This window comes from Kitasatospora sp. NPDC004272 (assembly GCF_053603035.1).
The window spans coordinates 14,708-36,247 of the sequence record NZ_JBSGET010000019.1 but is presented as its reverse complement, the minus strand read 5'-3'; the positions used below and the strand labels follow the sequence as shown (position 1 = coordinate 36,247).

Below are 21,540 nucleotides of genomic sequence, written 5' to 3'. Positions count from 1 at the left end.
GAGTCCATTCATCCAAGTTCTTACTCCTTGCTTCTGCACGGACCACGGTCGGGAGCTTTAGCACCATGACGACGCCTACTGGGGCCACGACGGACGGGGACACCTCCCGTCCCGGGTCGACGTCGGACCTCGCGGACAACGCCACGGCCGACGCGCCCGCCGATCCGGGCTTCCGCGGCCTCTCTCCCGGGAAGCTGATGTGGCGCCGCTTCCTCCGTGACCGCACCGGCGTGGTGAGCGCGTGCGTGGTGCTCTTCTTCGTCGCGGTGGCGATCCTGGCCCCGCTCATCTCCATGCTGTACGGCAAGGACCCGAAGACCCACTACGGCCAGAACGCCAGCGACCTGCTGACCGACTCCGGCCTGCCGACCGGTCCCAACGGCGGCATCAGCGGCGACTTCTGGTTCGGCCTGGAGCCCGGCCTCGGCCGCGACGTGCTCACCCTGCTGATCTACGGGATCCGCACCTCGCTGATCATCGCCGTCGCCACCTCGGTGCTGACCACCGCGATCGGCGTCGCGCTCGGCATCGCGGCCGGCTACCTCGGCGGCAAGACCGACTACTTCATCGGCCGGGTGATCGACGTCCTGATGTCGTTCCCGTCGCAGATCTTCCTGATCGCGACCATGCCGGTGGTCACCGGCCTGCTGGTCGCCCGCGACCAGAACCCGCCGGGCTGGCTGCCGTTCGTCTCGGTCACCCTGGTGCTGTCGCTGCTCGGCTGGATGAGCCTGGCCCGCATCCTGCGCGGCGTGTCGCTCTCGCTGCGCGAGCGGGAGTTCATCGAGGCGGCGAAGGTCACCGGCGCCTCCCCGATGAGGATCATCTTCAAGGAGATCCTGCCGAACCTGTGGACCCCGATCCTGGTGCAGTCCACCCTCGCGCTGCCCGCCTTCGTCACCGCCGAGGCCGGCCTGTCCTACCTCGGCGTGGGCGTGACCGAGCCGACCCCGGACTGGGGCCGCATGATCGCGGACGGCGCGACCTTCCTCCGCACCGACGTCACCTTCCTGCTCTTCCCGGGCATCGCCATGGTGGTGTTCGTGCTGGCCTTCAACCTGCTCGGCGACTCGGTCCGGGACGCGTTCGACCCGAAGACCAACCGCTGACGGACCCTCAAGACTCCGGGGGGACGGGAAAGCCAGGCCCCGGGCACACCCACGAAGATTTCCGCACAACTACCCCAGGCAGGATGAAGATGAGCTCTCACAAGACACGGCTCGCGGCAGCCATTCTGGTGGCCGGGGCCCTGACCGTCACCACGGCGTGCTCCAGCGGCCACAGCAACGGCGACGGCGCCAGCGCCTCGAAGGCCCCCGCCAAGATCTCCTCGATCTCGATCGGCACCGCCGAGGACTCGAAGGGCCCCGCCGCCGCGGAGCCGGGCGCGAAGACGGGCGGCACGGTCAACATGATCGACCGCGACGACTTCTCGCACCTCGACCCGGCCCAGATCTACCTGAACTACAACAGCGAGGTCTCGCTGCTCTTCACCCGCCAGCTGACCGGCTACAAGCTCCAGGCGGACGGCTCGCAGAAGCTCGTCGGCGACCTCGCCACCGACACCGGCAGCACCACCGACGGCGGCAAGACCTGGAAGTTCACGCTGAAGGACGGCGTGAAGTGGCAGGACGGCTCGCCGATCACCTCGGCCGACGTGAAGTACTCGATCGAGCGCACCTACGCGAGCTTCATCAAGTCCGGCCCGACCTACATCCAGGGCTGGATCTCGGGCTCCGACTACCGCACCGCCTACGAGGGCCCCTACGGCGGCAAGCAGCTGGACGCGGTCCAGACCCCGGACGACAAGACCGTGGTCATCACCTTCCAGGACATCCACCCGGACGCCAACTTCACCCTGGCGATGACCGGTTACGGCATCGTGCCGCAGGCCCACGACACGAAGGAGGAGTACGACAAGAAGCCGTTCTCCTCCGGCCCGTACCAGATCACCGAGCACGTCACCGACCGCTCGCTGGACCTGGAGCGCAACCCCAACTGGGACCCGGCCACCGACCCGATCCGGAACGCCTACCCGGACAAGTGGCACATGAGCTTCGGCGTCCAGCTGCAGCAGTCCACCGAGCGCTTCATGGCGGACAACGGCGACGACAAGACCGCGTTCACCTTCCACAACACGGTCCACCCGAACTACACCGACAAGGTGAAGGCCGACGACAAGCTCAAGTCGCGCACCCTTGAGGGCCTGACCCCGTACGTCGACTACTACTACATCAACAACGACCGCATCAAGGACAAGAAGGTCCGCGAGGCGCTCATCAAGGCGTTCCCGCACAAGCAGACCCGCCAGCTCCAGGGCGGCACCTCCTACGGTGACTACGCCACCTCGTACATGAGCCCGACCACCCTCGGCTACGAGTCCTACGACCCGTACGGCATCCTGCAGAAGCCGGAGGGCGACCCGGAGGCGGCCAAGAAGCTGCTGACCGAGGCGAACGCGGTGGGCACCACCATCGTGTACCCGTACAACAACACCCCGATCCAGCAGAAGGTCACCGAGGCCATCCGCGACGCGCTGGAGAAGGCCGGCTTCAAGTTCGTCCCGAAGCCGCTGGACGCCAAGACCTACTACGACACCATCGCGCTGGTCGACAACGGCGCCGACCTGTACTGGGGCGGCTGGGGCGCCGACTGGCCGACCGGCTACACCTCGCTGCAGCCGGTGTGGGACGGCCGGGGCATCGCCGACGGCGGCCAGAACCTGGCGCACGTGAACGACCCGGCGATCAACTCCGCGATCGACGCCGCCGCCAAGATCGCCGACCCGGTCGCCCAGGGCAAGGCGTGGGCCGCGATCGACAAGCAGCTGCAGGACAACGCGTACTCGATCCCGGACGTCTACCAGCGCTCGCTGAGCCTCTACGGCTCGGGCCTGGGCGGCGTGAAGTTCGACTCGCTGATGGGCCTGCAGTACCCGCTCAACATCTACGTCAAGTAGTAGTCGTCACCGAGCAGCAGCTCACGGCGGGACACCGGCACGACCTGCCGGTGTCCCGCCCCGATCAGGAGAGCCCCGTCCGATGCTCCGATTCCTCGTCCGCCGAACCCTCGGCGCGCTAGTCATCCTGTTGATCGTCTCGATGGTCACGTACGCGCTGTTCTTCGCGATTCCGGCGGATCCGGCGAGGCTCTACTGCGGCAAGACCTGCACGCCCGAGAACCTTGCCCTGATCAGGCACGACATGGGCTTCGACCACGCTTGGCCGGTCCAGTACTGGAACTGGCTGACCACCATCTTCACCGGCGGCACCTTCAACGGCGTGCACTGCGGCGCTCCGTGCTTCGGCTACTCCTTCGACAAGAAGGAGCTGGTCGGCGGCATCCTCGCGGACCGCTTCCCGACCACCCTGTCGCTGACCGTCGGCTCCGCCGTCGTCTTCCTGATCGTCGGCATCGGCACCGGCATGCTGGCCGCCCACAAGCAGGGCAAGCCCGCCGACAAGATCGCCAGCTCCTTCTCGCTGCTGGCCTCCTCGATGCAGATCTACGTGGCCGGCCCGCTGGCCCTGTGGGCGCTGTGCTACAGCACCGACCTGCTGGAGCTGCCGACCTACGTGCCGATCACCGAGGACCCGATCGGCTGGGCCAGCGGCCTGCTGGTGCCGTGGATCGTGCTGTCGCTGATCTGGACCGCGAACTACACCCGGATGACCCGTTCCTCGATGGTCGAGCAGCTGTCCGAGGACTACGTGCGGACCGCCCGGGCCAAGGGCATGTCGGGCACCTCGGTCTTCATGCGCTACGCCTGGCGCGGCGCGATGGGCACCATCGTCACCGTCTTCGGCATCGACCTGGGCGTGCTGCTCGGCGGCGCCATCATCACCGAGACGACGTTCAGCCTGCACGGCCTGGGCGAGCTGGCGATCCACTCCTTCAACGACTCCGACCTGTCGCTGCTGGTCGGCGTGACCATGGTGGCCGCCACCCTGATCGTCTTCTTCAACATCATCGTCGACGCCGCCTACGCCCTGATCGACCCGCGCATCCGCCTGGCCTGACGGCCACACCCCGGCCGACCGCAGTCCCGACCTCACGTACCGCACCGAGGAGCCCAGTCCATGACCACCCAGGCCAAGCCCGAGGAGGTGTCCGCCGGCAGCGGCGGCACGCCGTTCCTCTCAGTCCGCGACCTCTCGGTCCGCTTCAGCACCGAGGACGGCGTGGTCCGGGCCGTGGACAGCCTCTCCTTCGACGTGGCCCCGGGCTCCACGCTCGGCATCGTCGGCGAGTCCGGTTCCGGCAAGTCGGTGACCAACCTGGCCGTGCTGGGCCTGCACAACCCGGACCGGACCGAGATCACCGGTTCGATCAAGCTGGACGGCCAGGAACTGGTCGGCGCGTCGAACCGGGAGCTGGAGAAGCTCCGCGGCAAGAAGATGTCGATGATCTTCCAGGACCCGCTGACCGCGCTGTCGCCGTTCCACACCATCGGCAAGCAGATCGCCGAGACCTTCCGCAAGCACACCGGCGCCTCCAAGAAGGAGGCCCGGGACCGGGCGATCGAGATGCTGACCCGGGTCGGCATCCCGCAGCCCACCAGCCGGGTCGACGACTACCCGCACCAGTTCTCCGGCGGCATGCGCCAGCGCGCGATGATCGCCATGTCGCTGGTCTGCGACCCCAAGCTGGTCATCGCGGACGAGCCGACCACCGCGCTGGACGTCACCGTGCAGGCCCAGATCCTCGACCTGCTCAAGGACCTCCAGCAGGAGATGGGCACCGCGATCATCCTGATCACCCACGACCTGGGCGTGGTCGCCCGGACCGCGCAGGACATCATGGTGATGTACGCGGGCCGGGCCGTGGAGCGCGGTACCGTCCGCGAGGTGCTGAAGGCCCCCCAGCACCCGTACACCTGGGGCCTGCTGTCCTCGATGCCGAGCCTGACCGGGGACGTGGACGTGCCGCTGCGGCCGGTCCGCGGCACCCCGCCGAGCTTGATCAACCTGCCGTCCGGCTGCCCGTTCAACCCGCGCTGCGACTTCCCCGGGCAGGTGGCCGGCGATCGCTGCACCACCGAGCGCCCGCCGCTCTCCCCGGCCGCCGGGCACGCCGCCGCCTGCCACCTGGAGCCGGCCCAGCGGCAGGACATCTTCATCGACCAGATCAAGCCGCGGCTCGGCTGAGAGGCACACCATGAGCAACGAGACGACCCTCAAGCCCGCCTCCCGGTCCGCCCTCTCCGGCGATCCGCTGCTGTCGATCACCGGTCTGAAGAAGCACTTCCCGGTGATGGACGGCTTCCTGTTCAAGCGCCAGGTCGGCGCGGTGCACGCGGTGGACGGCGTGGACCTGGAGGTGTTCCCCGGCGAGTCGGTGGGCCTGGTCGGCGAGTCCGGCTGCGGCAAGTCGACCACCGGCCGCCTGGTGACCCGGCTGCTGGAGCCGACCGCCGGCGAGATCCGCTACGCCGGGCAGGACATCACGCACGCGAGCCGCAAGGAGCTCGCGCCGATCCGGTCCGAGATCCAGATGATCTTCCAGGACCCGTACTCCTCGCTGAACCCGCGGCACACCGTCGGCTCGATCATCGGCGCGCCGATGGAGATCAACGGCATCCAGCCGGCCGGCGGCGTCCAGCGCCGGGTGCAGGAGCTGCTGGAGACGGTCGGCCTCAACCCGGAGCACTACAACCGCTTCCCGCACGAGTTCTCCGGCGGCCAGCGCCAGCGCATCGGCGTGGCCCGGGCGCTGTCGCTGAACCCGAAGCTGATCGTCGCGGACGAGCCGGTCTCGGCGCTGGACGTGTCGATCCAGGCGCAGGTGGTCAACCTGCTCCAGGAGCTGCAGCGCGAGCTGGGCATCGCCTTCCTGTTCATCGCCCACGACCTGTCGGTGGTGCGGCACTTCTCGGAGCGCGTCGCGGTGATGTACCTCGGCAAGATCGTCGAGATCGCCGACCGCAAGTCGCTGTACGAGGCGCCCCGGCACCCCTACACCCACGCCCTGCTGTCCGCCGTCCCGGAGGCCGACCCGGACGACGACCGCGAGCGGATCCGGCTGACCGGCGACGTCCCCTCGCCGCTCAACCCGCCGTCCGGCTGCCGCTTCCGCACCCGCTGCTGGAAGGCGCAGGAGAAGTGCGCCACCGAGGAGCCGCCGCTGGTGCGGCTGTCCGGCAACGCGGAGAACCACCTGACGGCCTGCCACTTCCCGGAGGAGGGCAGCACCGCCGCCGTCCCCGCCCAGCGCGCCGAGGTCTGAGCCCCCGGCACCGAAGCGGAAGGGCCCCGCCGATCCGTTCGGCAGGGCCCTTCCGCGTCCGTGCGGCGGGTCAGATCAGGTTCTCCCGCTCGCCGGCGAAGTGGCAGGCCGAGTCGTGCCGGGCCCGTCCCTCCAGCCAGTCCCGCACGGTCAGCGCCGGGTCCTCCCGCGCGCACTTCTCCTGGGCCTTCCAGCAGCGGGTGCGGAAGCGGCACCCGGAGGGCGGGTTGGCCGGCGAGGGCACGTCGCCGACCAGCACGATCCGGTCCCGGTGCTCGCGCGCGGCCGGGTCGGGCACCGGCACGGCGGACAGCAGCGCCTGGGTGTACGGGTGGGTGGCGTGCTCGTAGATCTCCAGGTCGGTGCCGATCTCGACCATCCGCCCGAGGTACATCACGCCGACCCGGTCGGAGATGTGCCGGACGATCGACAGGTCGTGCGCAATGAACATGTACGACAGGTTGAACTCGCCCTGCAGCTGCTCCAGCAGGTTGATCACCTGGGCCTGGACCGACACGTCGAGCGCGGAGACCGGCTCGTCGCAGATGATCACCTCGGGCTTGAGCGCCAGGCCGCGGGCGATGCCGATCCGCTGGCGCTGGCCGCCGGAGAACTGGTGCGGGTACCGGTTGATGTACTCCGGGTTGAGCCCGACCACGTCCAGCAGGTCCTGCACGGCCTTGCGCCGGTCGCCCTTGGGCGCGACCTCCGGGTGGATCTCGAAGGGTTCGCCGATGATGTCGCCGACCGTCATCCGCGGGTTCAGCGAGGTGTACGGGTCCTGGAACACCATCTGGATGTTGCGGCGCACCGCCTTCAGCGCGGCGCCGGACAGGTGCGAGATCTCCTCGCCCTTGTACTTCACCGACCCGGCGGTGGCGGGCTCCAGGTTCATCAGGACCTTGGCGAGGGTGGACTTGCCGCAGCCGGACTCGCCGACGATGCCGAGCGTCTCGCCCTGCATCAGGTCGAAGGAGACCCCGTCGACGGCCTTGACCGCGCCGACCTGCTTCTTGAACAGGACGCCCTTGGTCAGCGGGAAGTGCTTGCGCAGGTCGCGCACCTCCAGGATGGGTTCGCCGCGCGGCACGTCCTGGGCGAACGCGACCTCCTCGGGGGTGGTCGCCCCGAGCGGGGTGGCACCGTTAACCGTCACGGAGGGTCTCCTTCCAGAAGAAGCACGCGCTGCGCCGTCCGGCCAGCGGTGTCCCGTCGTCCTCGGTCACCTGCTCCAGCGGCGGCACCTTCTGCCGGCAGACGTCCTGCGCCCGGGGGCAGCGCGGGTTGAACGCGCAGCCGGGCGGGATCCGCAGCAGGTTGGGCGGCAGGCCCTTGATCGCGAAGAGCTCCTGGCCCTTCTGGTCGAGCCGCGGGATGGAGTCCAGCAGCCCCCGGGTGTAGGGGTGGGCCGGCCGGGCGTAGAGCTCGTGGACGGGGGCGGTCTCGACGATCCGGCCCGCGTACATGACGGCGATCTTGTCCGCGACGTCGGCGACCACGCCGAGGTCGTGGGTGATCAGGATCAGGCCCATGTGGTACTCGGCCTGGAGCTCGGCGAGCAGGTCCATCACCTGGGCCTGGACGGTGACGTCCAGCGCGGTGGTGGGCTCGTCCGCGATGATCAGGTCGGGCTCCAGGGCCAGCGCCATCGCGATCATGATGCGCTGGCGCATGCCGCCGGAGAACTGGTGCGGGTAGTCGTTGACCCGCTCCTTGGCGGCGGGGATCCGGACCCGGTCCATCAGCTCGATGGCCTTGGCCCGGGCGTCCTTGCGGTTGGCGCCGCGGTGCTTGCGGTACATCTCGCCGAGCTGGTAGCCGACGGTGAGCACCGGGTTGAGCGAGGACAGCGCGTCCTGGAAGATCATCGCGATCTTCTGTCCGCGGATCTTGCGCCGCTCGTCCTTGGACATCTTCAGCATGTCCCGGCCGCGGAACAGGATCTCCCCCCGCGGGATGCTGGCCGGCGGCATGTCCAGGATGCCCATGATGGCCTGCGCGGTGACGGACTTGCCGGAGCCCGACTCGCCGAGCACGGCCAGCGTCTCGCCCGCGCTGACGGTGTAGTTGACGCCGTTGACGGCCTTGGCGACGCCCTCCCGGGTCTTGAACTCGACGTGCAGGTCCTTCACGTCCAGCAGCGGCCCGGTGAAGGGTTCCTCGCGGGCCGTGCGGGCCTGGTCGGCGGCGGTGGTCATGTGCCTTTCCCCTCGCTCAGCGCAGCTTCGGATCGAGGGCGTCGCGCACCGCGTCGCCCAGCATGATGAAGGCCAGCACGGTGACGGAGAGCGCGGCGGCCGGGAAGAACAGGGCGAACGGCGCCTGCCGGATCACCTTCTGCGCGGAGGAGATGTCCACGCCCCAGGAGATGGTCGGGTCCTGCAGGCCGATGCCGAGGAAGCTCAGCGTGGCCTCGGCGGTGATGTAGCCGCCGAGCGCGATGGTGGCGACCACGATCACCGGGGCCACCGCGTTGGGCAGGATGTGGCGGAACATCAGCCGGTTGGTGCCGGCGCCGAGCGCCCGTCCGGCGACCACGTAGTCGGACTGCTTGACGGTGATCACCGAGCCGCGCATCACGCGGGCCAGCTGCGTCCAGCCGAGGAAGGCCAGCGCGATCACCACCGACCACACGGTGCGCGTCGAGAAGGCGTTCAGCAGCACCAGGGCGCCGAGCAGCAGCGGGATGCCGAAGAAGATGTCGATGATCCGGGAGATCACCGAGTCGGTCCAGCCGCCGAAGTACCCGGCCACCATCCCGGCCAGGCCGCCCAGGACGGTGACCGCCAGGGTGACGCAGATGCCGACCGTGATGGACGCCCGGGCCCCGTACAGCACCCGGGCGTAGATCGAGCGGCCCTGGCCGTCGTAGCCGAACCAGCCGGCCCCGAAGAAGTCGGTGTAGTCGGGCTTGCGCAGGTAGTCCTTGGTCAGGTCGGCGGCCCGCGGGTCGGTGTCGGTGAACAGCCCCGGCCAGATCGCGATCACGATCAGCAGCAGGATCAGCAGCGTCGAGATGATGAAGGTGGGCCGCTTGCGCAGGTCCCGCCAGGCGTCGCCCCACAGGCTGCGGGCCTGCTCCCGCTTGACCGGGTCGGGCTCGATCAGGGTCTCCTGCTCCACGGCCAGTCCCTGCTGGCCCACGTAGTCCAGGTGGTCGCTGTCGGTCGGCTGGATGTTGCGCAGCGGGTCGTTGTCGTCGGGGATGTCCTCGTTGCGCTCAGGCATAGCGGATCCTCGGGTCAAGGACGGCGTACAGCAGGTCGACGACCAGGCTGGCGACCAGGTACACCAGCACCAGCACGGTGACGATGCCGACCACCGTCGGGCCTTCCTTCTGGTTGATCGCCTTGTAGAGGACGTTGCCGACGCCGGCGATGTTGAAGATGCCCTCGGTGACGATGGCGCCGCCCATCAGCGCGCCCAGGTCGGTGCCCAGGAAGGTCACCACCGGGATCAGCGAGTTGCGCAGCAGGTGCCGCCCGATGATGGTGTGCCGCGGCAGGCCCTTGGCGACCGCGGTGCGCATGTAGTCGGCGCGCAGGTTCTCGCCGATCGAGGTGCGGGTGAGCCGGGCCACGTACGCCAGCGACAGGGACGCCAGCACCAGGCCCGGCAGGATCAACTGGGTGATGTCCTCGGAGTCCTGGACGGTGGCCGTCACCCACCCCAGGTTGATCGCGAAGATCGTCTGTGCGATGTAGCCGAGCACGAACACCGGGATCGAGATGACGATCAGGGTCAGCACCAGCACCAGGGTGTCGGCGATGCTGCCGCGGTACAGGCCCGCGATCAGGCCCAGCGGCAGGCCGATGAAGATCTCGAAGAAGAAGGCGACCAGGGCCAGCCGGATGGTCACCGGGAAGGCGTCCGCCATGATCTCCGAGACCGGGCGGCCGGTGAAGCTGGTGCCGAAGTCCAGGTGGAAGATGTTGTTCATGTAGTGCAGGTACTGCTTCCACAGCGGCTGGTCGAGGTAGTACTTGTGCCGCAGGCTGGCCACCTGCGCCGGGTCGGCCGCCTTGTCGCCGAACATCGCGGCGATCGGGTCGCCCGGCAGGCTGTAGACCATCAGGAAGATCAGCAGCGTGGCCCCGAAGAACACCGGGATCATCTGGAGCACGCGGCGTAGCACGTAGTGGCCCATGGGAGCCCTCCCTCCGAAGGGGTGACGTAGTACCGGAGCCCCGCCCTCCGTGCGGGGAGGACGGGGCCGGCGCCGGGCACGGTCAGCCCTTGACCTCGACCTGGGTCCAGGCCGGGTTGCCGAAGGAGTCGAACGTGACGTTCTGGACGTTGGTGGAGAATCCGGAGTTGGTCCGGTAGTACCAGAGCGGGATGGCCGGCATGTCGATCGCCAGCTGCTCCTCGGCCTTCTGGTAGCCGGTCGCGGTGTCCTGGATCGAGGCGGCCTGGTCGGCCTCGGTGGCGAGCTTGTCGAACTCCGGGCTGGAGTAGCCGGTGTCGTTCGAGGCCGCGCCGGTGCGGTAGACGTCCGCCAGGAAGTTGGCGTTCAGCGGGTAGTCCTGCACCCAGCCGGTGCGGAACAGGCCGTTGATCTGGTGGCCGGTGATCGCCGCGCGGGCGGTCTTGAAGTCGGTCTTCGGGTCGCCGCTGCAGTTCACCCCGGTGGCCTGCCGGATGGAGTTGCAGACCGCGTCCACCCACTCCTTGTGGCCGCCGTCCGCGTTGTACGTGATCTTGATCGCGTTGCCGGGGACGCCGCCGCCCTCCTGGATCAGCTGCTTCGCCTTGTCCGCGTCGTACGTGCAGAAGTCCCCGCAGGTACCGGACTTGTAGCCCTCGACGCCCTCGGCGACCCAGGCGGTGGCGGACTTGCGCGAACCCTGCAGCACCGTCTTGGTGATGGTGTCGCGGTCGATCGCCATCGACAGGCCCTGTCGGACCTTGGCCTTGTCCTGGCCCTGCCAGTCGGCCTGGTAGAGGGTGAAGCCGATGTTCTGGATCGCGCCCTGCGGGGCGTCGATCGCCCGGTCGCCCAGGTCGTTCTTGTAGTTCGCCAGCGCCGACGGCGGCACCTGGTCGATCACGTCCAGGTTGTTCGACTGCAGGTCCGCGTAGGCGGCCTCGGCGGTGGTGTACATCTTGAAGACGACGCCGCCGTTCTTCGGCTTGTCCACGCCCTGGTAGTTGGCGAACGTCTTGGTGACCACCTGCGAGTTGTGGTCCCAGCTGACGAACTCGTACGGCCCGTTGCCCACCGGCTTCTGCCCGTAGCCCGCCGGGTCCTTGAAGAACCCCTCCGGGAGCGGCGAGAAGGCCACGTACCCCAGCTTGTACGGGAAGTACGAGACCTTGTTGTACAGCTTGATGGTGAAGTGCGTGTCGTCCTGGACGGTCAGGCCGGACATCTTGTCGGTGCTCGGCGAGCCGCTCTCCGGGTGGAGGTCCTTGTAGCCCTCGATGTCACCGAACCAGGAGCTGTTGATCTGGTTGTTGTTGACGTTGGCCGCCCAGTTCCAGGCGTCCACGAAGCTCTGCGCGGTCACCGGCGTGCCGTCGTGGAACGTCCAGCCGGACTTCAGCGTGACGTTGTAGGTCTGCGAGTCGCTGGTGTCGATCGAGTCCGCGACCTGCATCCGCAGCTTGCCGTTGGAGGGGTCGTAGTCGGCCAGGCCCTTGAACAGGTTCTGCACGATGCGTCCGCCACCGGTCTCGTTGGCGTTGGCCGGCTGCAGCGGGTTCTGCGGCTCGCTGCTCTGGTAGGTGAAGGTCTTGCTGGTGTCCGACGAACCGCCACCGGAGCCGCCGCCGCTGCTGCCGCAACCCGTGGCCACCAGGGCCACGGACGTCGCACTGACAACAGCCCAGCGCACGCGGGTGCCTGCAGGCATGGAGCTTCCTCCTCAGGGGTGTATGAGACGCATCTCACCTCATGAGAAGGGCCGGGCAGTTGCGGCGCGACCGCAGTAGGGCCGAACGGGGAGGGGGCACCGGGAGTGTCTCCCGGTGCCCCCTCCGCGTCCGTGCGGTGCGGCTGTTACGCGGCCGCGGCCTCCCGCTCGGCCGCGAAGTGGCAGGCCGACTCGTGCCTGGCGCCGCCGGCGAGCAGCTCGGGGACGGCCAGCAGCGGGAGCTCGGTGGAGCAGCGCTCCTCGGCCTTCCAGCAGCGGGTGCGGAAGCGGCACCCGGAGGGCGGGTTGGCCGGCGAGGGGATGTCGCCGGAGAGGATGATCCGCTCGCGGTTCTCCCGGTCGCTCGGGTCCGGCACCGGCACCGCGGACAGCAGCGCCTGGGTGTACGGGTGGGTGGCGTGGTCGTAGATCTCCAGGTCGGTGCCGATCTCGACCATCTTGCCGAGGTACATCACGCCGACCCGGTCGGAGATGTGCCGGACGATCGAGAGGTCGTGGGCGATGAACATGTAGGAGAGCTCGAAGTCCTGCTGCAGCTGCTCCAGCAGGTTGATCACCTGGGCCTGCACCGACACGTCGAGCGCGGAGACCGGCTCGTCGCAGATGATGATCTCCGGCTTGAGCGCCAGGCCGCGGGCGATGCCGATCCGCTGGCGCTGGCCGCCGGAGAACTGGTGCGGGTACCGGTTGATGTACTCCGGGTTCAGGCCCACCACGTCCAGCAGGTCCTGCACGGCCTTGCGCCGGTCGCCCTTGGGCGCGACCTCGGGGTGGATCTCGAAGGTCTCGCCGATGATGTCGCCGACCGTCATCCGCGGGTTCAGCGAGGTGTACGGGTCCTGGAACACCATCTGGATGTTGCGGCGGACGGCCTTGAGGGCCGCGCCGGACAGCCGGGAGATGTCCTCGCCCTTGTAGAGGACCTGGCCGGCGGTCGCCCGCTCCAGGTTCATCAGGACCTTGGCGAGGGTGGACTTGCCGCAGCCGGACTCGCCGACGATGCCGAGCGTCTCGCCCTTGTGCAGGGTGAAGGAGATGCCGTCGACGGCCTTGACCGCGCCGACCTGCTTCTTGAACAGGACGCCCTGGGTCAGCGGGTAGTGCTTGACCAGGTCGCGGACCTCCAGGATGGGCTCAGCCATGGAGGGTCTCCTTCCAGAAGTGGCAGGCGCTCGCGCGCCCGGCGATCTCGGCGCCGTCCCGGTCGGTGACCTGGTACAGGGCCGGGCTCTCGGTGCGGCACAGGTCGGTGGCGGCGTCGCAGCGCGGGTTGAACGCGCAGCCGGCCGGGACCTTGTAGAGGTTGGGCGGCAGGCCCTTGATCGCGTACAGCTCCTCGCCCTTCTGGTCCAGTCGCGGGATCGACCGGAGCAGGCCCTCGGTGTAGGGGTGGGCGGGCTTGGCGTACAGGTCGTGGACGGGGGCGGTCTCGACGATCCGGCCCGCGTACATGACGGCGATCTTGTCCGCGACGTCGGCGACCACGCCGAGGTCGTGGGTGATCAGGATCAGGCCCATGTGGTACTCGGCCTGGAGCTCGGCGAGCAGGTCCATCACCTGGGCCTGGACGGTGACGTCCAGCGCGGTGGTGGGCTCGTCCGCGATGATCAGGTCGGGCTCCAGGGCCAGCGCCATCGCGATCATGATGCGCTGGCGCATGCCGCCGGAGAACTGGTGCGGGTAGTCGCCGACGCGCTGGGCGGCGGCGGGGATCCGGACCCGGTCCATCAGCTCGATGGCCTTGGCCTTGGCCTCCTTCTTGGAGGCGCCCTCGTGCACGCGGAACATCTCGCCGAGCTGGTAGCCGACGGAGAGCACCGGGTTGAGCGAGGACAGCGCGTCCTGGAAGATCATCGCGATCTTGCGGCCGCGGATCTTCCGGCGCTCCTCGTTGGACATCTTCAGCATGTCCTGGCCGCGGAACAGGATCTCCCCGGAGGTGATCCGGCCGGGCGGCATGTCGAGGATGCCCATGATGGTCTGCGCGGTGACGGACTTGCCGGAGCCGGACTCGCCGAGCACGGCCAGCGTCTCACCGGCGGCGACCGAGTAGTTGACGCCGTTGACGGCCTTGGCGACGCCGTCCCGGGTCTTGAACTCGACGTGCAGGTCGCGGACTTCGAGCAGCGGGGTGCCGGGGGCCGGACGGTCCTTGGCGGCAGTGGTCTTCTCGGGTGCGGTGGTCATGGTGCGGGCCGCCTCTCTCAGCGCAGCTTCGGGTCGAGGGCGTCGCGGACCGCGTCGCCGAGCATGATGAACGCCAGCACGGTGACGGAGAGCATGCCGGCCGGGAAGAACAGCACGAACGGCGCCTGGCGGATCACCTTCTGGGCCGAGTTGATGTCGATGCCCCAGGAGATGGTCGGGTCCTGCAGGCCGATGCCGAGAAAGCTCAGCGTGGCCTCGGCGGCGATGTAGCCGCCCAGCGCGATGGTGGCGACCACGATCACCGGGGCCACCGCGTTCGGCAGGATGTGCTTGAACATGATCCGGCCGGTGCCGGCGCCGAGCGCCTTGGCCGCGGTCACGTAGTCGGACTGCTTGACCGTGATCACCGAGCCGCGCATCACGCGGGTCATCTGGGTCCAGCCGAGCACGACCAGCGCGAACACCACCGACCAGACCGTGCGGACCGAGAAGGCGTTCAGGATGACCAGCGCGCCGAGCAGCAGCGGGATGCCGAACACCATGTCGGTGAAGCGGGAGATGATCGTGTCGACCCAGCCGCCGTAGTAGCCGGCCGCCATGCCCAGCAGGCCGCCGACGATCGTGACACCGGCGGTGACGCAGATGCCGACGACCATCGAGGCGCGGGCGCCGTAGATCATCCGGGCGTAGATGGAGCGGCCCTGGCCGTCGTAGCCGAACCAGTCCGCCTGGAAGAAGTGCAGGTAGTTCGGCTTGCTCAGGTAGTGCTTGCTCAGGTCGCCGGCCCGCGGGTCCACCGAGGTGAACAGGCCGGGGGCGATCGCGAACAGCACCAGCAGCACGATCAGCACCGCGGAGATGATGAAGACCGGGCGCTTGCGCAGGTCGTGCCAGGCGTCCAGGCCGAGGCTGCGGGGCTTCTCGGCCTTCGCCTCGGCGGTGGCGCCGCCCCGCTGCGCGGGGATCTCGGCGTTCTTCTCGATCAGGTCAGGCATACCGGATCCTCGGGTCCAGGACCGCGTAGAGCAGGTCGACGAGCAGGCTGGCGAAGAGGAAGACCAGCACCAGCACCACGACGAAGCCGGAGACGGTCGCACCCTCGCTGCGGCCGATGGCGTGGTACAGCGCGTTACCGACGCCCTGGACGTTGAAGATGCCCTCGGTGACGATCGCGCCGCCCATCAGGGCGCCCAGGTCGGTGCCCAGGAAGGTGACCACCGGGATCATCGAGTTGCGCAGCAGGTGGGTGCCGATCACCTTGCGCTTGGGCAGGCCCTTGGCGACCGCGGTGCGCATGTAGTCGGCCTTCAGGTTCTCCGCGATGGAGGTCCGGGTGAGGCGGGCGACGTACGCGAGCGAGATCGAGCCGAGCACGACGGCGGGCAGGATCAGCTGGCCCAGGTTGGTGGAGCTCTGCACCGTCGGGGTGACCCAGCCGAGCTGGATCGCGAAGACGTTCTGGAAGATGAAGCCGAGCACCGGGACCGGGATCGAGATCAGCAGCAGGGTCAGGACCAGCGTCGACTTGTCGAACGCCTTGCCACGGCGCAGCCCGGCGAACAGGCCGATGCCGATGCCGATGACCAGCTCGAAGACGAAGGCCAGCAGCGCGAGCCGGATGGTGACCGGGAGGGCCTCACCGATCACGTCGATGACCTGGCGGCCGTTCATGGTCTTGCCGAAGTCGCCGGTGAACAGGTTCCCCATGTAGTCGAGGTACTGCTGCCACTTGGAGACGTCGAGTCCCATGTCGTGCTTGAACGCGGCGAGCTGGGCCGGGTCGGCGGCCTTGTCGCCCCACATCGCGGCCGCGGGGTCACCGGGCAGCATGCGGGTCATGAAGAAGATGATCGTGACCGTGCCCAGGAACACCGGGATCATCTGGAGCAGTCGCCTCGCGACGTAGCGCCCCATCGTGCCTCCAATTGACTGCTCTGACGTGCCGTCAGTCCCGGTGTCAGAGTTCTGGACGTGACAACGGCCGGTGCCGGGCCGCCCGGTGGGGCGGTGCACGGCACCGGCCGTGTCTGTTCGAGCCGTGCGGTGCCGGCTCGGTTACTTCTGCTTGACCTCGACCTGGGTGAAGACCGGGTCACCGAACGAGTCGTACTTCACGTTCTGCACGTTGTTCGAGTAACCGGCGGTGGTCTTGTAGTACCAGAGCGGGATGGCCGGCATGTCCTTGGCCAGCTGGGCCTCGGCCTGCTGGTACAGCTCGGCGGTCTTCTCCACCGAGGTGGCCTTGTCCGCCTCGGCGGCCAGCTGGTCGAACGCCGGGCTGGAGTAGCCCGCGTCGTTGGCCGCGGCGCCGGTGCCGAACACGTCGCGCAGGTAGTTGGCGTTCAGCGGGTAGTCCTGCACCCAGCCGGTGCGCATCAGACCGTCGACCTTCTTGTTCTTGATCAGGTCGCGCGAGGACTTGAAGTCCGGCTTCGGGTCGCCGACGCACTCGACGCCGGTGGCCTGGCGGATGGAGTTGCAGACCGCGTCCACCCACTCCTTGTGGCCGCCGTCGGCGTTGTACAGCACGGTGATCTTGTTGCCGGGGACGCCGCCGCCCTCGGTGATCAGCTGCTTGGCCTTCTCCGGGTTGTACGTGCAGTACTCGCCGCAGGTGTTGTCCTTGTAGCCCATGGCGCCCGGGGCGACCCAGGAGTTGGCGGGCTGGCGGGAGCCGTTGAGCACCGTCTTGGTGATGGTGTCGCGGTCGATCGCCATCGACAGGCCCTGGCGGACCTTGGCCAGGTTCTCCGGCTTCCAGTCGTCCGCGTACAGCGAGAAGGAGATCGACTGGATGGCGCCCTGGGCCTGGTCGACGGCGCGGTCGCCCAGGTCGGTCTTGTACGAGGCCAGGTCGCTCGGGTCGACCTGGTCCAGCACGTCCAGGTTGTCGGAGACCAGGTCCTTGTAGGCGCCCTCGGCCTGCGAGTAGTTCTTGAAGACGATGCCGCCGTTCTTCGGCTTGTCGACGCCCGCGTACTTGTCGTAGGCGGCGACGGTGACGGCCTTGTTGTGCTCCCACGAGACGAACTTGTAGGGGCCGTTGCCGATCGGGGACTGGCCGTACTTCGTCGGGTCGCTGTAGAAGACCTCGGGCAGCGGCGAGAAGGCGGTGTAGCCGAGCTTGTACTCGAAGTACGAGACCGGGCCGGTCAGCGCGATGGTGAAGTGGGTGTCGTCGACGACCTTCAGGCCGGACATGGTCTCGGCGGTCGGGTCGCCCTCGTCCGGGTGGACGTCGGCGAAGCCCTGGATGTCGGAGAACCAGTCGGAGTTGATCTGGTTGTTCTTGGTGTTGGCCGACCAGTTCCAGGCGTCCACGAAGGACTTCGCGGTCACCGGAGTGCCGTCGTGGAAGGTCCAGCCCGACTTCAGGGTGACGGTGTAGTTCTGCGCGTCGGTGGTCTCGATCTTGTCGGCCACCTGGTTGCGGAGCGCACCGGTGCTGGGGTCGTAGTCCACCAGGCCCTTGAACAGGGCCTTGACGATGCGGCCGCCGCCGACCTCCATGGCGTTCGCCGGCTGGAGCGGGTTCTGCGGCTCGCTGCTCTGGTAGCTGAACGTGCCCTGAGCGTTGGCGGCGCCGTTGGAGCTGCCGCCGGAAGAGCTACCGCCACTGCCGCAAGCGGTAGCGGCGAGGGCGACCGCGACGGCTGCGACAACCCACTTGGCCTGGCTGGCACCACGCATTGGGTGTCCTCCTGAAATCGTGTTGCAGATCACTCGCGGCCTGGCGCGCACCCCTGCGCAGGAGCCTCGACCCGAGCTCGACTGCACCCACTATCGGTCACTCCCGGATACGGAACTGACCAATACGGATTTCAATTTGGTCACATGAACGGTGGATGAATCCCGGAAAACGGACATTCAAGACATACGCAGACATGGGCGAAACGGACAGTTGTCACGCATGACGATCCGTGACGTCCGATTAACGAACCGCTCGCGCTCGCGGACAGGTGACGCACCGTCACCAAAAACACGACCGGCCGGCGTCCGCGAGGACGCCGACCGGTCGGCCGGACAGGGGGGTGCCACCCCCGGGCGTCAGCCCTTCTTGGCGCGCGAGGCGGTGCGGCCGCGCTCCTTGGCGTCCAGGACGACCTTGCGGATGCGCACGGTCTCCGGGGTCACCTCGATGCACTCGTCCTCGCGGCAGAACTCCAGCGACTGCTCCAGCGAGAGCTTGCGCGGCGGCACGATGGACTCCGCCACGTCGGCGTTCGAGGAACGCATGTTGGTGAGCTTCTTCTCCTTGGTGATGTTCACGTCCATGTCGTCGGAGCGGGAGTTCTCGCCGACGATCATGCCCTCGTACACCTCGGTGCCGGGGTCGGTGAACAGCACGCCGCGCTCCTGCAGGTTGGTCATCGCGAAGGCGGTGACCACGCCGGAGCGGTCGGCGACCAGGGAGCCGTTGTTGCGGGTGGTCAGGGTGCCGAACCACGGCTCGTAGCCCTCGTGGATCGAGTGCGCGATGCCGGTGCCGCGGGTGTTGGTGAGGAACTCGGTGCGGAAGCCGATCAGGCCGCGGGACGGCACCACGAACTCCATCCGGACCCAGCCCGAGCCGTGGTTGGACATGTTGTCCATCCGGCCCTTGCGGATGCCCATGAGCTGCGTGACGGCGCCCATGTGCTCCTCGGGGACGTCCACGGTGAGGCGCTCGACCGGCTCGTGGGTCTTGCCGTTGACCTCGCGGGTGACCACCTGCGGCTTGCCGACGGTCAGCTCGAAGCCCTCGCGGCGCATGGTCTCGATCAGGATGGCCAGCGCCAGCTCGCCGCGGCCCTGCACCTCCCAGGCGTCCGGGCGCTCGGTCTCCAGCACGCGCAGCGAGACGTTGCCGATCAGCTCGCGGTCCAGGCGGTCCTTCACCTGGCGGGCCGTCACCTTGCGGTCCACCTTGTTGGTGGACTTGGCGTCGGCGCCCTTGCCGGAGCCGCCCTTGCCGACCAGCGGCGAGGTGTTGGTGCCGATGGTCATCGAGATCGCCGGCTCGTCGACGGTGATCAGCGGCAGCGCGATCGGGTTCTCGGTGTCGGCGAGGGTCTCGCCGATCATGATGTCGCCGATGCCGGCGACGGCGCAGATGTCACCGGGGCCGGCCACCTCGGCGGGCTTGCGGGTGAGCGCCTCGGTCATCAGCAGCTCGGAGATCCGGACGTTCTGGATCGAGCCGTCGCGCTTGATCCAGGCCACCGTCTGGCCCTTGCGCAGCTCGCCCTGCTCGACCCGGAGGAGGGCGATGCGGCCGAGGAAGTTGTCGGCGTCCAGGTTGGTGACGTGCGCCTGCAGCGGGGCGTCCTCGTCGTAGACCGGGGCCGGGACGTGCTCCAGGATGGTGGAGAAGAACGGCTCCAGGTTCTCGGAGTCGGCCGGCACGGTGCCGTTCTCGGGCTTGGTCAGCGAGGCGACGCCGTCGCGGGCGCAGGCGAAGACGATCGGGAACTCGATCTGGTCCTCGTCCGCGTCCAGGTCCAGGAACAGGTCGTAGGTCTCGTTGATGACCTCGTCGATCCGGGCGTCCGGACGGTCGGTCTTGTTGATGCACAGGATGACGGGCAGCCGGGCCGAGAGCGCCTTGCGGAGCACGAAGCGGGTCTGCGGCAGCGGGCCCTCGGAGGCGTCGACCAGCAGGACGACCGCGTCCACCATCGACAGGCCGCGCTCGACCTCACCACCGAAGTCGGCGTGGCCGGGGGTGTCGATGATGTTGATGGTGATCGGCGCGCCACCGTCCTTGGGGTGGTACTTGACCGCGGTGTTCTTCGCGAGAATGGTGATGCCCTTCTCGCGCTCCAGGTCGTTCGAGTCCATCATCCGGTCGTCGAGCTGCTGGTGGGCGGCGAAGGCACCGGCCTGCTTGAGCATGGCGTCGACCAGGGTGGTCTTGCCGTGGTCGACGTGGGCGACGATGGCGACGTTACGAATGTCGTTGCGCGTGGGCATGCGGCGCTGATTCTCCCGGAATCGTGGGTCACGGTGCCCGGCCCGCGTCAGCATTCACCGGTCCACCCACCGGGCACGGCACATGCCCCGGCTTCTCCCCATCGTACGGGGAAGGGCCCAATGGAGCCGAAACGGGCGGCTGCGGGGCGGTGGAGATCACAAGTGGGTCTCGCTCCTTCCCGTACGCACCAAGGACCGGGAAGCTACGCCGGTGAAGAAGAAGACCCGGTCCTCGATCCTCCTGGTGACCTTCCTCGTGTCCCTGGTCGGCGCCATGCTGCTGTCCGGATTCGAGTACCCGCCGCTGTACGTCGCGCTGCCCGCGACCTACGGCGGCCTGATCGCCGGCAGCCTGCTGACCCAGTCCGCGCTGACCCTGCTCGCCCGCCCCGCCGGGCTGGTCCCGATCGGGTACGCGCTGGGCGTGGGCCGGGCGACCGGGGTCCGGCGGCCGGGCGGCGTCCCGCTGGTGCTGCGATCGGTGCCGCTGCCGGTGCTCACCTGCTCGCGCCTGCTCGTCCCGGGGCCGCGCGGGCGGACCTGGGCGGCGGTGACGGCCGCGTGCCTCCCGGCGGTGCTGCTCGGCGGGTGGCTGCTGGTGGCGACCCGGGGCGGCTGGCAGCTGTTCGGCCTGATGGCGGCGGCGCTGACCCTGATGGAGCTGGTCCTGCAGAGCCGCTTCCCGGGCTGCCCGGGCTGGGTGGTGTTCCGGCTGCCCACCGCCTCCCCCGCCGCGCTGGCCGAGGCGTACGCCTCCCCGGGGCTGCTGGCGGCCGCCCCGGCACTGCTGGGCGGGCGGCCCGCCGACGCGGTGGCCGCGCTGGCCGCCGAACCGGAGGACGGCGGCCTGAACGGCGGCGTGTTCCGGGTCCGGGCGCTGCTGGCGGTCGGCGCCTGGGAGGCCGCCCTGGAGCGGGCCGGGCGGATCGCGCCCGCCGCGCCGGTCGCCCACCTGGACTGGGTCGGCGGGCTGGCGCACGCCGAGGCGCTGGTGTGCGCGGCGGACGCCGGGCTGCTGCCGCCCGCCGAGTACCTGCTGCGGCTGGCGGCGCTGGACGCGGTGTTCGAGGGCCGCGCGCTGCGGACCCCGGTGCGGGCCGACCTGCTGCGGCTGCGCGGGGAGCGGGAGGCGGCCGTGAAGGCGGCCGACCGGGCGCTGCGGATGCAGGTGGACCCGCTGTCGGCGGCCGGTGCCGAGTGCTCACTGGCGGCGGCGCTGTTCGCCGTCGGCCGCCCCGAGCAGGCCGTGCGGGCGCTGGACCGGGCCCGGCACCTGTACCCCGGCCTGGCCCGGATCGCCCTGGTGGAGCGCCGGGCCGCGGCCGTCGTGCTGGACTAG

General features: G+C 68.9%; 17 protein-coding genes. 6 read left to right on the top strand and 11 right to left on the bottom strand.

Features of this window, described 5'->3' with window-relative positions; translation table 11 throughout:
• The first annotated feature begins 65 nt into the window (after positions 1-65).
• The 5 genes from ACWEO5_RS08885 to ACWEO5_RS08865 all read left to right on the top strand — a co-directional run bounded on the left by ACWEO5_RS08885 (position 66) and on the right by ACWEO5_RS08865 (position 6,225).
• Positions 66-1,109, top strand: a complete 1,044-nt coding sequence (locus tag ACWEO5_RS08885) for an ABC transporter permease (RefSeq protein ID WP_452161503.1) — start codon at positions 66-68, stop codon at positions 1,107-1,109.
• A gap of 89 nt (positions 1,110-1,198) precedes the next feature.
• Complete coding sequence (locus ACWEO5_RS08880) at positions 1,199-2,959, top strand: ABC transporter substrate-binding protein (RefSeq protein WP_452161501.1); 1,761 nt, start codon at positions 1,199-1,201, stop codon at positions 2,957-2,959.
• 82 nt (positions 2,960-3,041) lie between these two features.
• Positions 3,042-4,019, top strand: coding sequence for an ABC transporter permease (locus ACWEO5_RS08875; RefSeq protein ID WP_452161499.1), 978 nt, complete (start codon positions 3,042-3,044; stop codon positions 4,017-4,019).
• Positions 4,020-4,079: 60 nt separating this feature from the next.
• Positions 4,080-5,147: an ABC transporter ATP-binding protein gene (locus tag ACWEO5_RS08870; RefSeq protein WP_452161497.1), complete on the top strand. Its 1,068-nt coding sequence runs from the start codon at positions 4,080-4,082 to the stop codon at positions 5,145-5,147.
• Positions 5,148-5,157: 10 nt separating this feature from the next.
• The gene (locus tag ACWEO5_RS08865; protein ID WP_344552477.1) at positions 5,158-6,225 is read left to right on the top strand and encodes an ABC transporter ATP-binding protein; all 1,068 of its coding nucleotides are present in this window, start codon (positions 5,158-5,160) and stop codon (positions 6,223-6,225) included.
• Between the two features lie 70 nt (positions 6,226-6,295).
• Here ACWEO5_RS08865 and ACWEO5_RS08860 read toward each other — a convergent pair whose 3' ends face one another.
• The 11 genes from ACWEO5_RS08860 to typA form a co-directional block, all read right to left on the bottom strand.
• On the bottom strand, positions 6,296-7,381 hold the full coding sequence (locus ACWEO5_RS08860; RefSeq protein ID WP_380274507.1) for an ABC transporter ATP-binding protein: 1,086 nt from the start codon (positions 7,379-7,381) through the stop codon (positions 6,296-6,298).
• Positions 7,371-8,423, bottom strand: coding sequence for an ABC transporter ATP-binding protein (locus tag ACWEO5_RS08855; protein ID WP_452161494.1), 1,053 nt, complete (start codon positions 8,421-8,423; stop codon positions 7,371-7,373). The genes ACWEO5_RS08860 and ACWEO5_RS08855 overlap by 11 nt, the downstream gene beginning before the upstream one ends.
• A gap of 16 nt (positions 8,424-8,439) precedes the next feature.
• Positions 8,440-9,453: an ABC transporter permease gene (locus tag ACWEO5_RS08850; RefSeq protein ID WP_452161492.1), complete on the bottom strand. Its 1,014-nt coding sequence runs from the start codon at positions 9,451-9,453 to the stop codon at positions 8,440-8,442.
• Positions 9,446-10,372 (bottom strand): ABC transporter permease, encoded by a 927-nt coding sequence (locus tag ACWEO5_RS08845; protein ID WP_344552473.1) that lies wholly within the window; start codon positions 10,370-10,372, stop codon positions 9,446-9,448. The genes ACWEO5_RS08850 and ACWEO5_RS08845 overlap by 8 nt, the downstream gene beginning before the upstream one ends.
• A gap of 82 nt (positions 10,373-10,454) precedes the next feature.
• Positions 10,455-12,080 (bottom strand): peptide ABC transporter substrate-binding protein, encoded by a 1,626-nt coding sequence (locus ACWEO5_RS08840; protein WP_344552472.1) that lies wholly within the window; start codon positions 12,078-12,080, stop codon positions 10,455-10,457.
• 146 nt (positions 12,081-12,226) lie between these two features.
• Positions 12,227-13,243 (bottom strand): ABC transporter ATP-binding protein, encoded by a 1,017-nt coding sequence (locus tag ACWEO5_RS08835; RefSeq protein ID WP_344552471.1) that lies wholly within the window; start codon positions 13,241-13,243, stop codon positions 12,227-12,229.
• Complete coding sequence (locus ACWEO5_RS08830) at positions 13,236-14,288, bottom strand: ABC transporter ATP-binding protein (RefSeq protein WP_452161489.1); 1,053 nt, start codon at positions 14,286-14,288, stop codon at positions 13,236-13,238. The genes ACWEO5_RS08835 and ACWEO5_RS08830 overlap by 8 nt, the downstream gene beginning before the upstream one ends.
• A 17-nt stretch (positions 14,289-14,305) precedes the next feature.
• Positions 14,306-15,244, bottom strand: coding sequence for an ABC transporter permease (locus ACWEO5_RS08825; protein ID WP_452161487.1), 939 nt, complete (start codon positions 15,242-15,244; stop codon positions 14,306-14,308).
• Entirely contained in the window at positions 15,237-16,163 is a 927-nt protein-coding gene (locus ACWEO5_RS08820) for an ABC transporter permease (RefSeq protein ID WP_452161485.1), read from the bottom strand. The genes ACWEO5_RS08825 and ACWEO5_RS08820 overlap by 8 nt, the downstream gene beginning before the upstream one ends.
• Positions 16,164-16,304: 141 nt before the next feature.
• Positions 16,305-17,939, bottom strand: coding sequence for a peptide ABC transporter substrate-binding protein (locus tag ACWEO5_RS08815; RefSeq protein ID WP_344552464.1), 1,635 nt, complete (start codon positions 17,937-17,939; stop codon positions 16,305-16,307).
• Positions 17,940-18,296: 357 nt separating this feature from the next.
• The gene (gene typA / locus ACWEO5_RS08810; RefSeq protein ID WP_452161483.1) at positions 18,297-20,201 is read right to left on the bottom strand and encodes a translational GTPase TypA; all 1,905 of its coding nucleotides are present in this window, start codon (positions 20,199-20,201) and stop codon (positions 18,297-18,299) included.
• Positions 20,202-20,412: 211 nt separating this feature from the next.
• On the opposite strand from typA, the gene ACWEO5_RS08805 reads away from it, so the two are divergent.
• On the top strand, positions 20,413-21,540 hold the full coding sequence (locus ACWEO5_RS08805) for a hypothetical protein (protein WP_452161481.1): 1,128 nt from the start codon (positions 20,413-20,415) through the stop codon (positions 21,538-21,540).

Coding starts and splice junctions, on each gene's coding strand:
- ACWEO5_RS08885 (WP_452161503.1), top strand. CDS start 66: ATGACGACGCCTACTGGGGCCACGACGGACGGGGACACCTCCCGTCCC.
- ACWEO5_RS08880 (WP_452161501.1), top strand. CDS start 1,199: ATGAGCTCTCACAAGACACGGCTCGCGGCAGCCATTCTGGTGGCCGGG.
- ACWEO5_RS08875 (WP_452161499.1), top strand. CDS start 3,042: ATGCTCCGATTCCTCGTCCGCCGAACCCTCGGCGCGCTAGTCATCCTG.
- ACWEO5_RS08870 (WP_452161497.1), top strand. CDS start 4,080: ATGACCACCCAGGCCAAGCCCGAGGAGGTGTCCGCCGGCAGCGGCGGC.
- ACWEO5_RS08865 (WP_344552477.1), top strand. CDS start 5,158: ATGAGCAACGAGACGACCCTCAAGCCCGCCTCCCGGTCCGCCCTCTCC.
- ACWEO5_RS08855 (WP_452161494.1), bottom strand. CDS start 8,423: ATGACCACCGCCGCCGACCAGGCCCGCACGGCCCGCGAGGAACCCTTC.
- ACWEO5_RS08850 (WP_452161492.1), bottom strand. CDS start 9,453: ATGCCTGAGCGCAACGAGGACATCCCCGACGACAACGACCCGCTGCGC.
- ACWEO5_RS08845 (WP_344552473.1), bottom strand. CDS start 10,372: ATGGGCCACTACGTGCTACGCCGCGTGCTCCAGATGATCCCGGTGTTC.
- ACWEO5_RS08840 (WP_344552472.1), bottom strand. CDS start 12,080: ATGCCTGCAGGCACCCGCGTGCGCTGGGCTGTTGTCAGTGCGACGTCC.
- ACWEO5_RS08835 (WP_344552471.1), bottom strand. CDS start 13,243: ATGGCTGAGCCCATCCTGGAGGTCCGCGACCTGGTCAAGCACTACCCG.
- ACWEO5_RS08830 (WP_452161489.1), bottom strand. CDS start 14,288: ATGACCACCGCACCCGAGAAGACCACTGCCGCCAAGGACCGTCCGGCC.
- ACWEO5_RS08825 (WP_452161487.1), bottom strand. CDS start 15,244: ATGCCTGACCTGATCGAGAAGAACGCCGAGATCCCCGCGCAGCGGGGC.
- ACWEO5_RS08820 (WP_452161485.1), bottom strand. CDS start 16,163: ATGGGGCGCTACGTCGCGAGGCGACTGCTCCAGATGATCCCGGTGTTC.
- ACWEO5_RS08815 (WP_344552464.1), bottom strand. CDS start 17,939: ATGCGTGGTGCCAGCCAGGCCAAGTGGGTTGTCGCAGCCGTCGCGGTC.
- typA (WP_452161483.1), bottom strand. CDS start 20,201: ATGCCCACGCGCAACGACATTCGTAACGTCGCCATCGTCGCCCACGTC.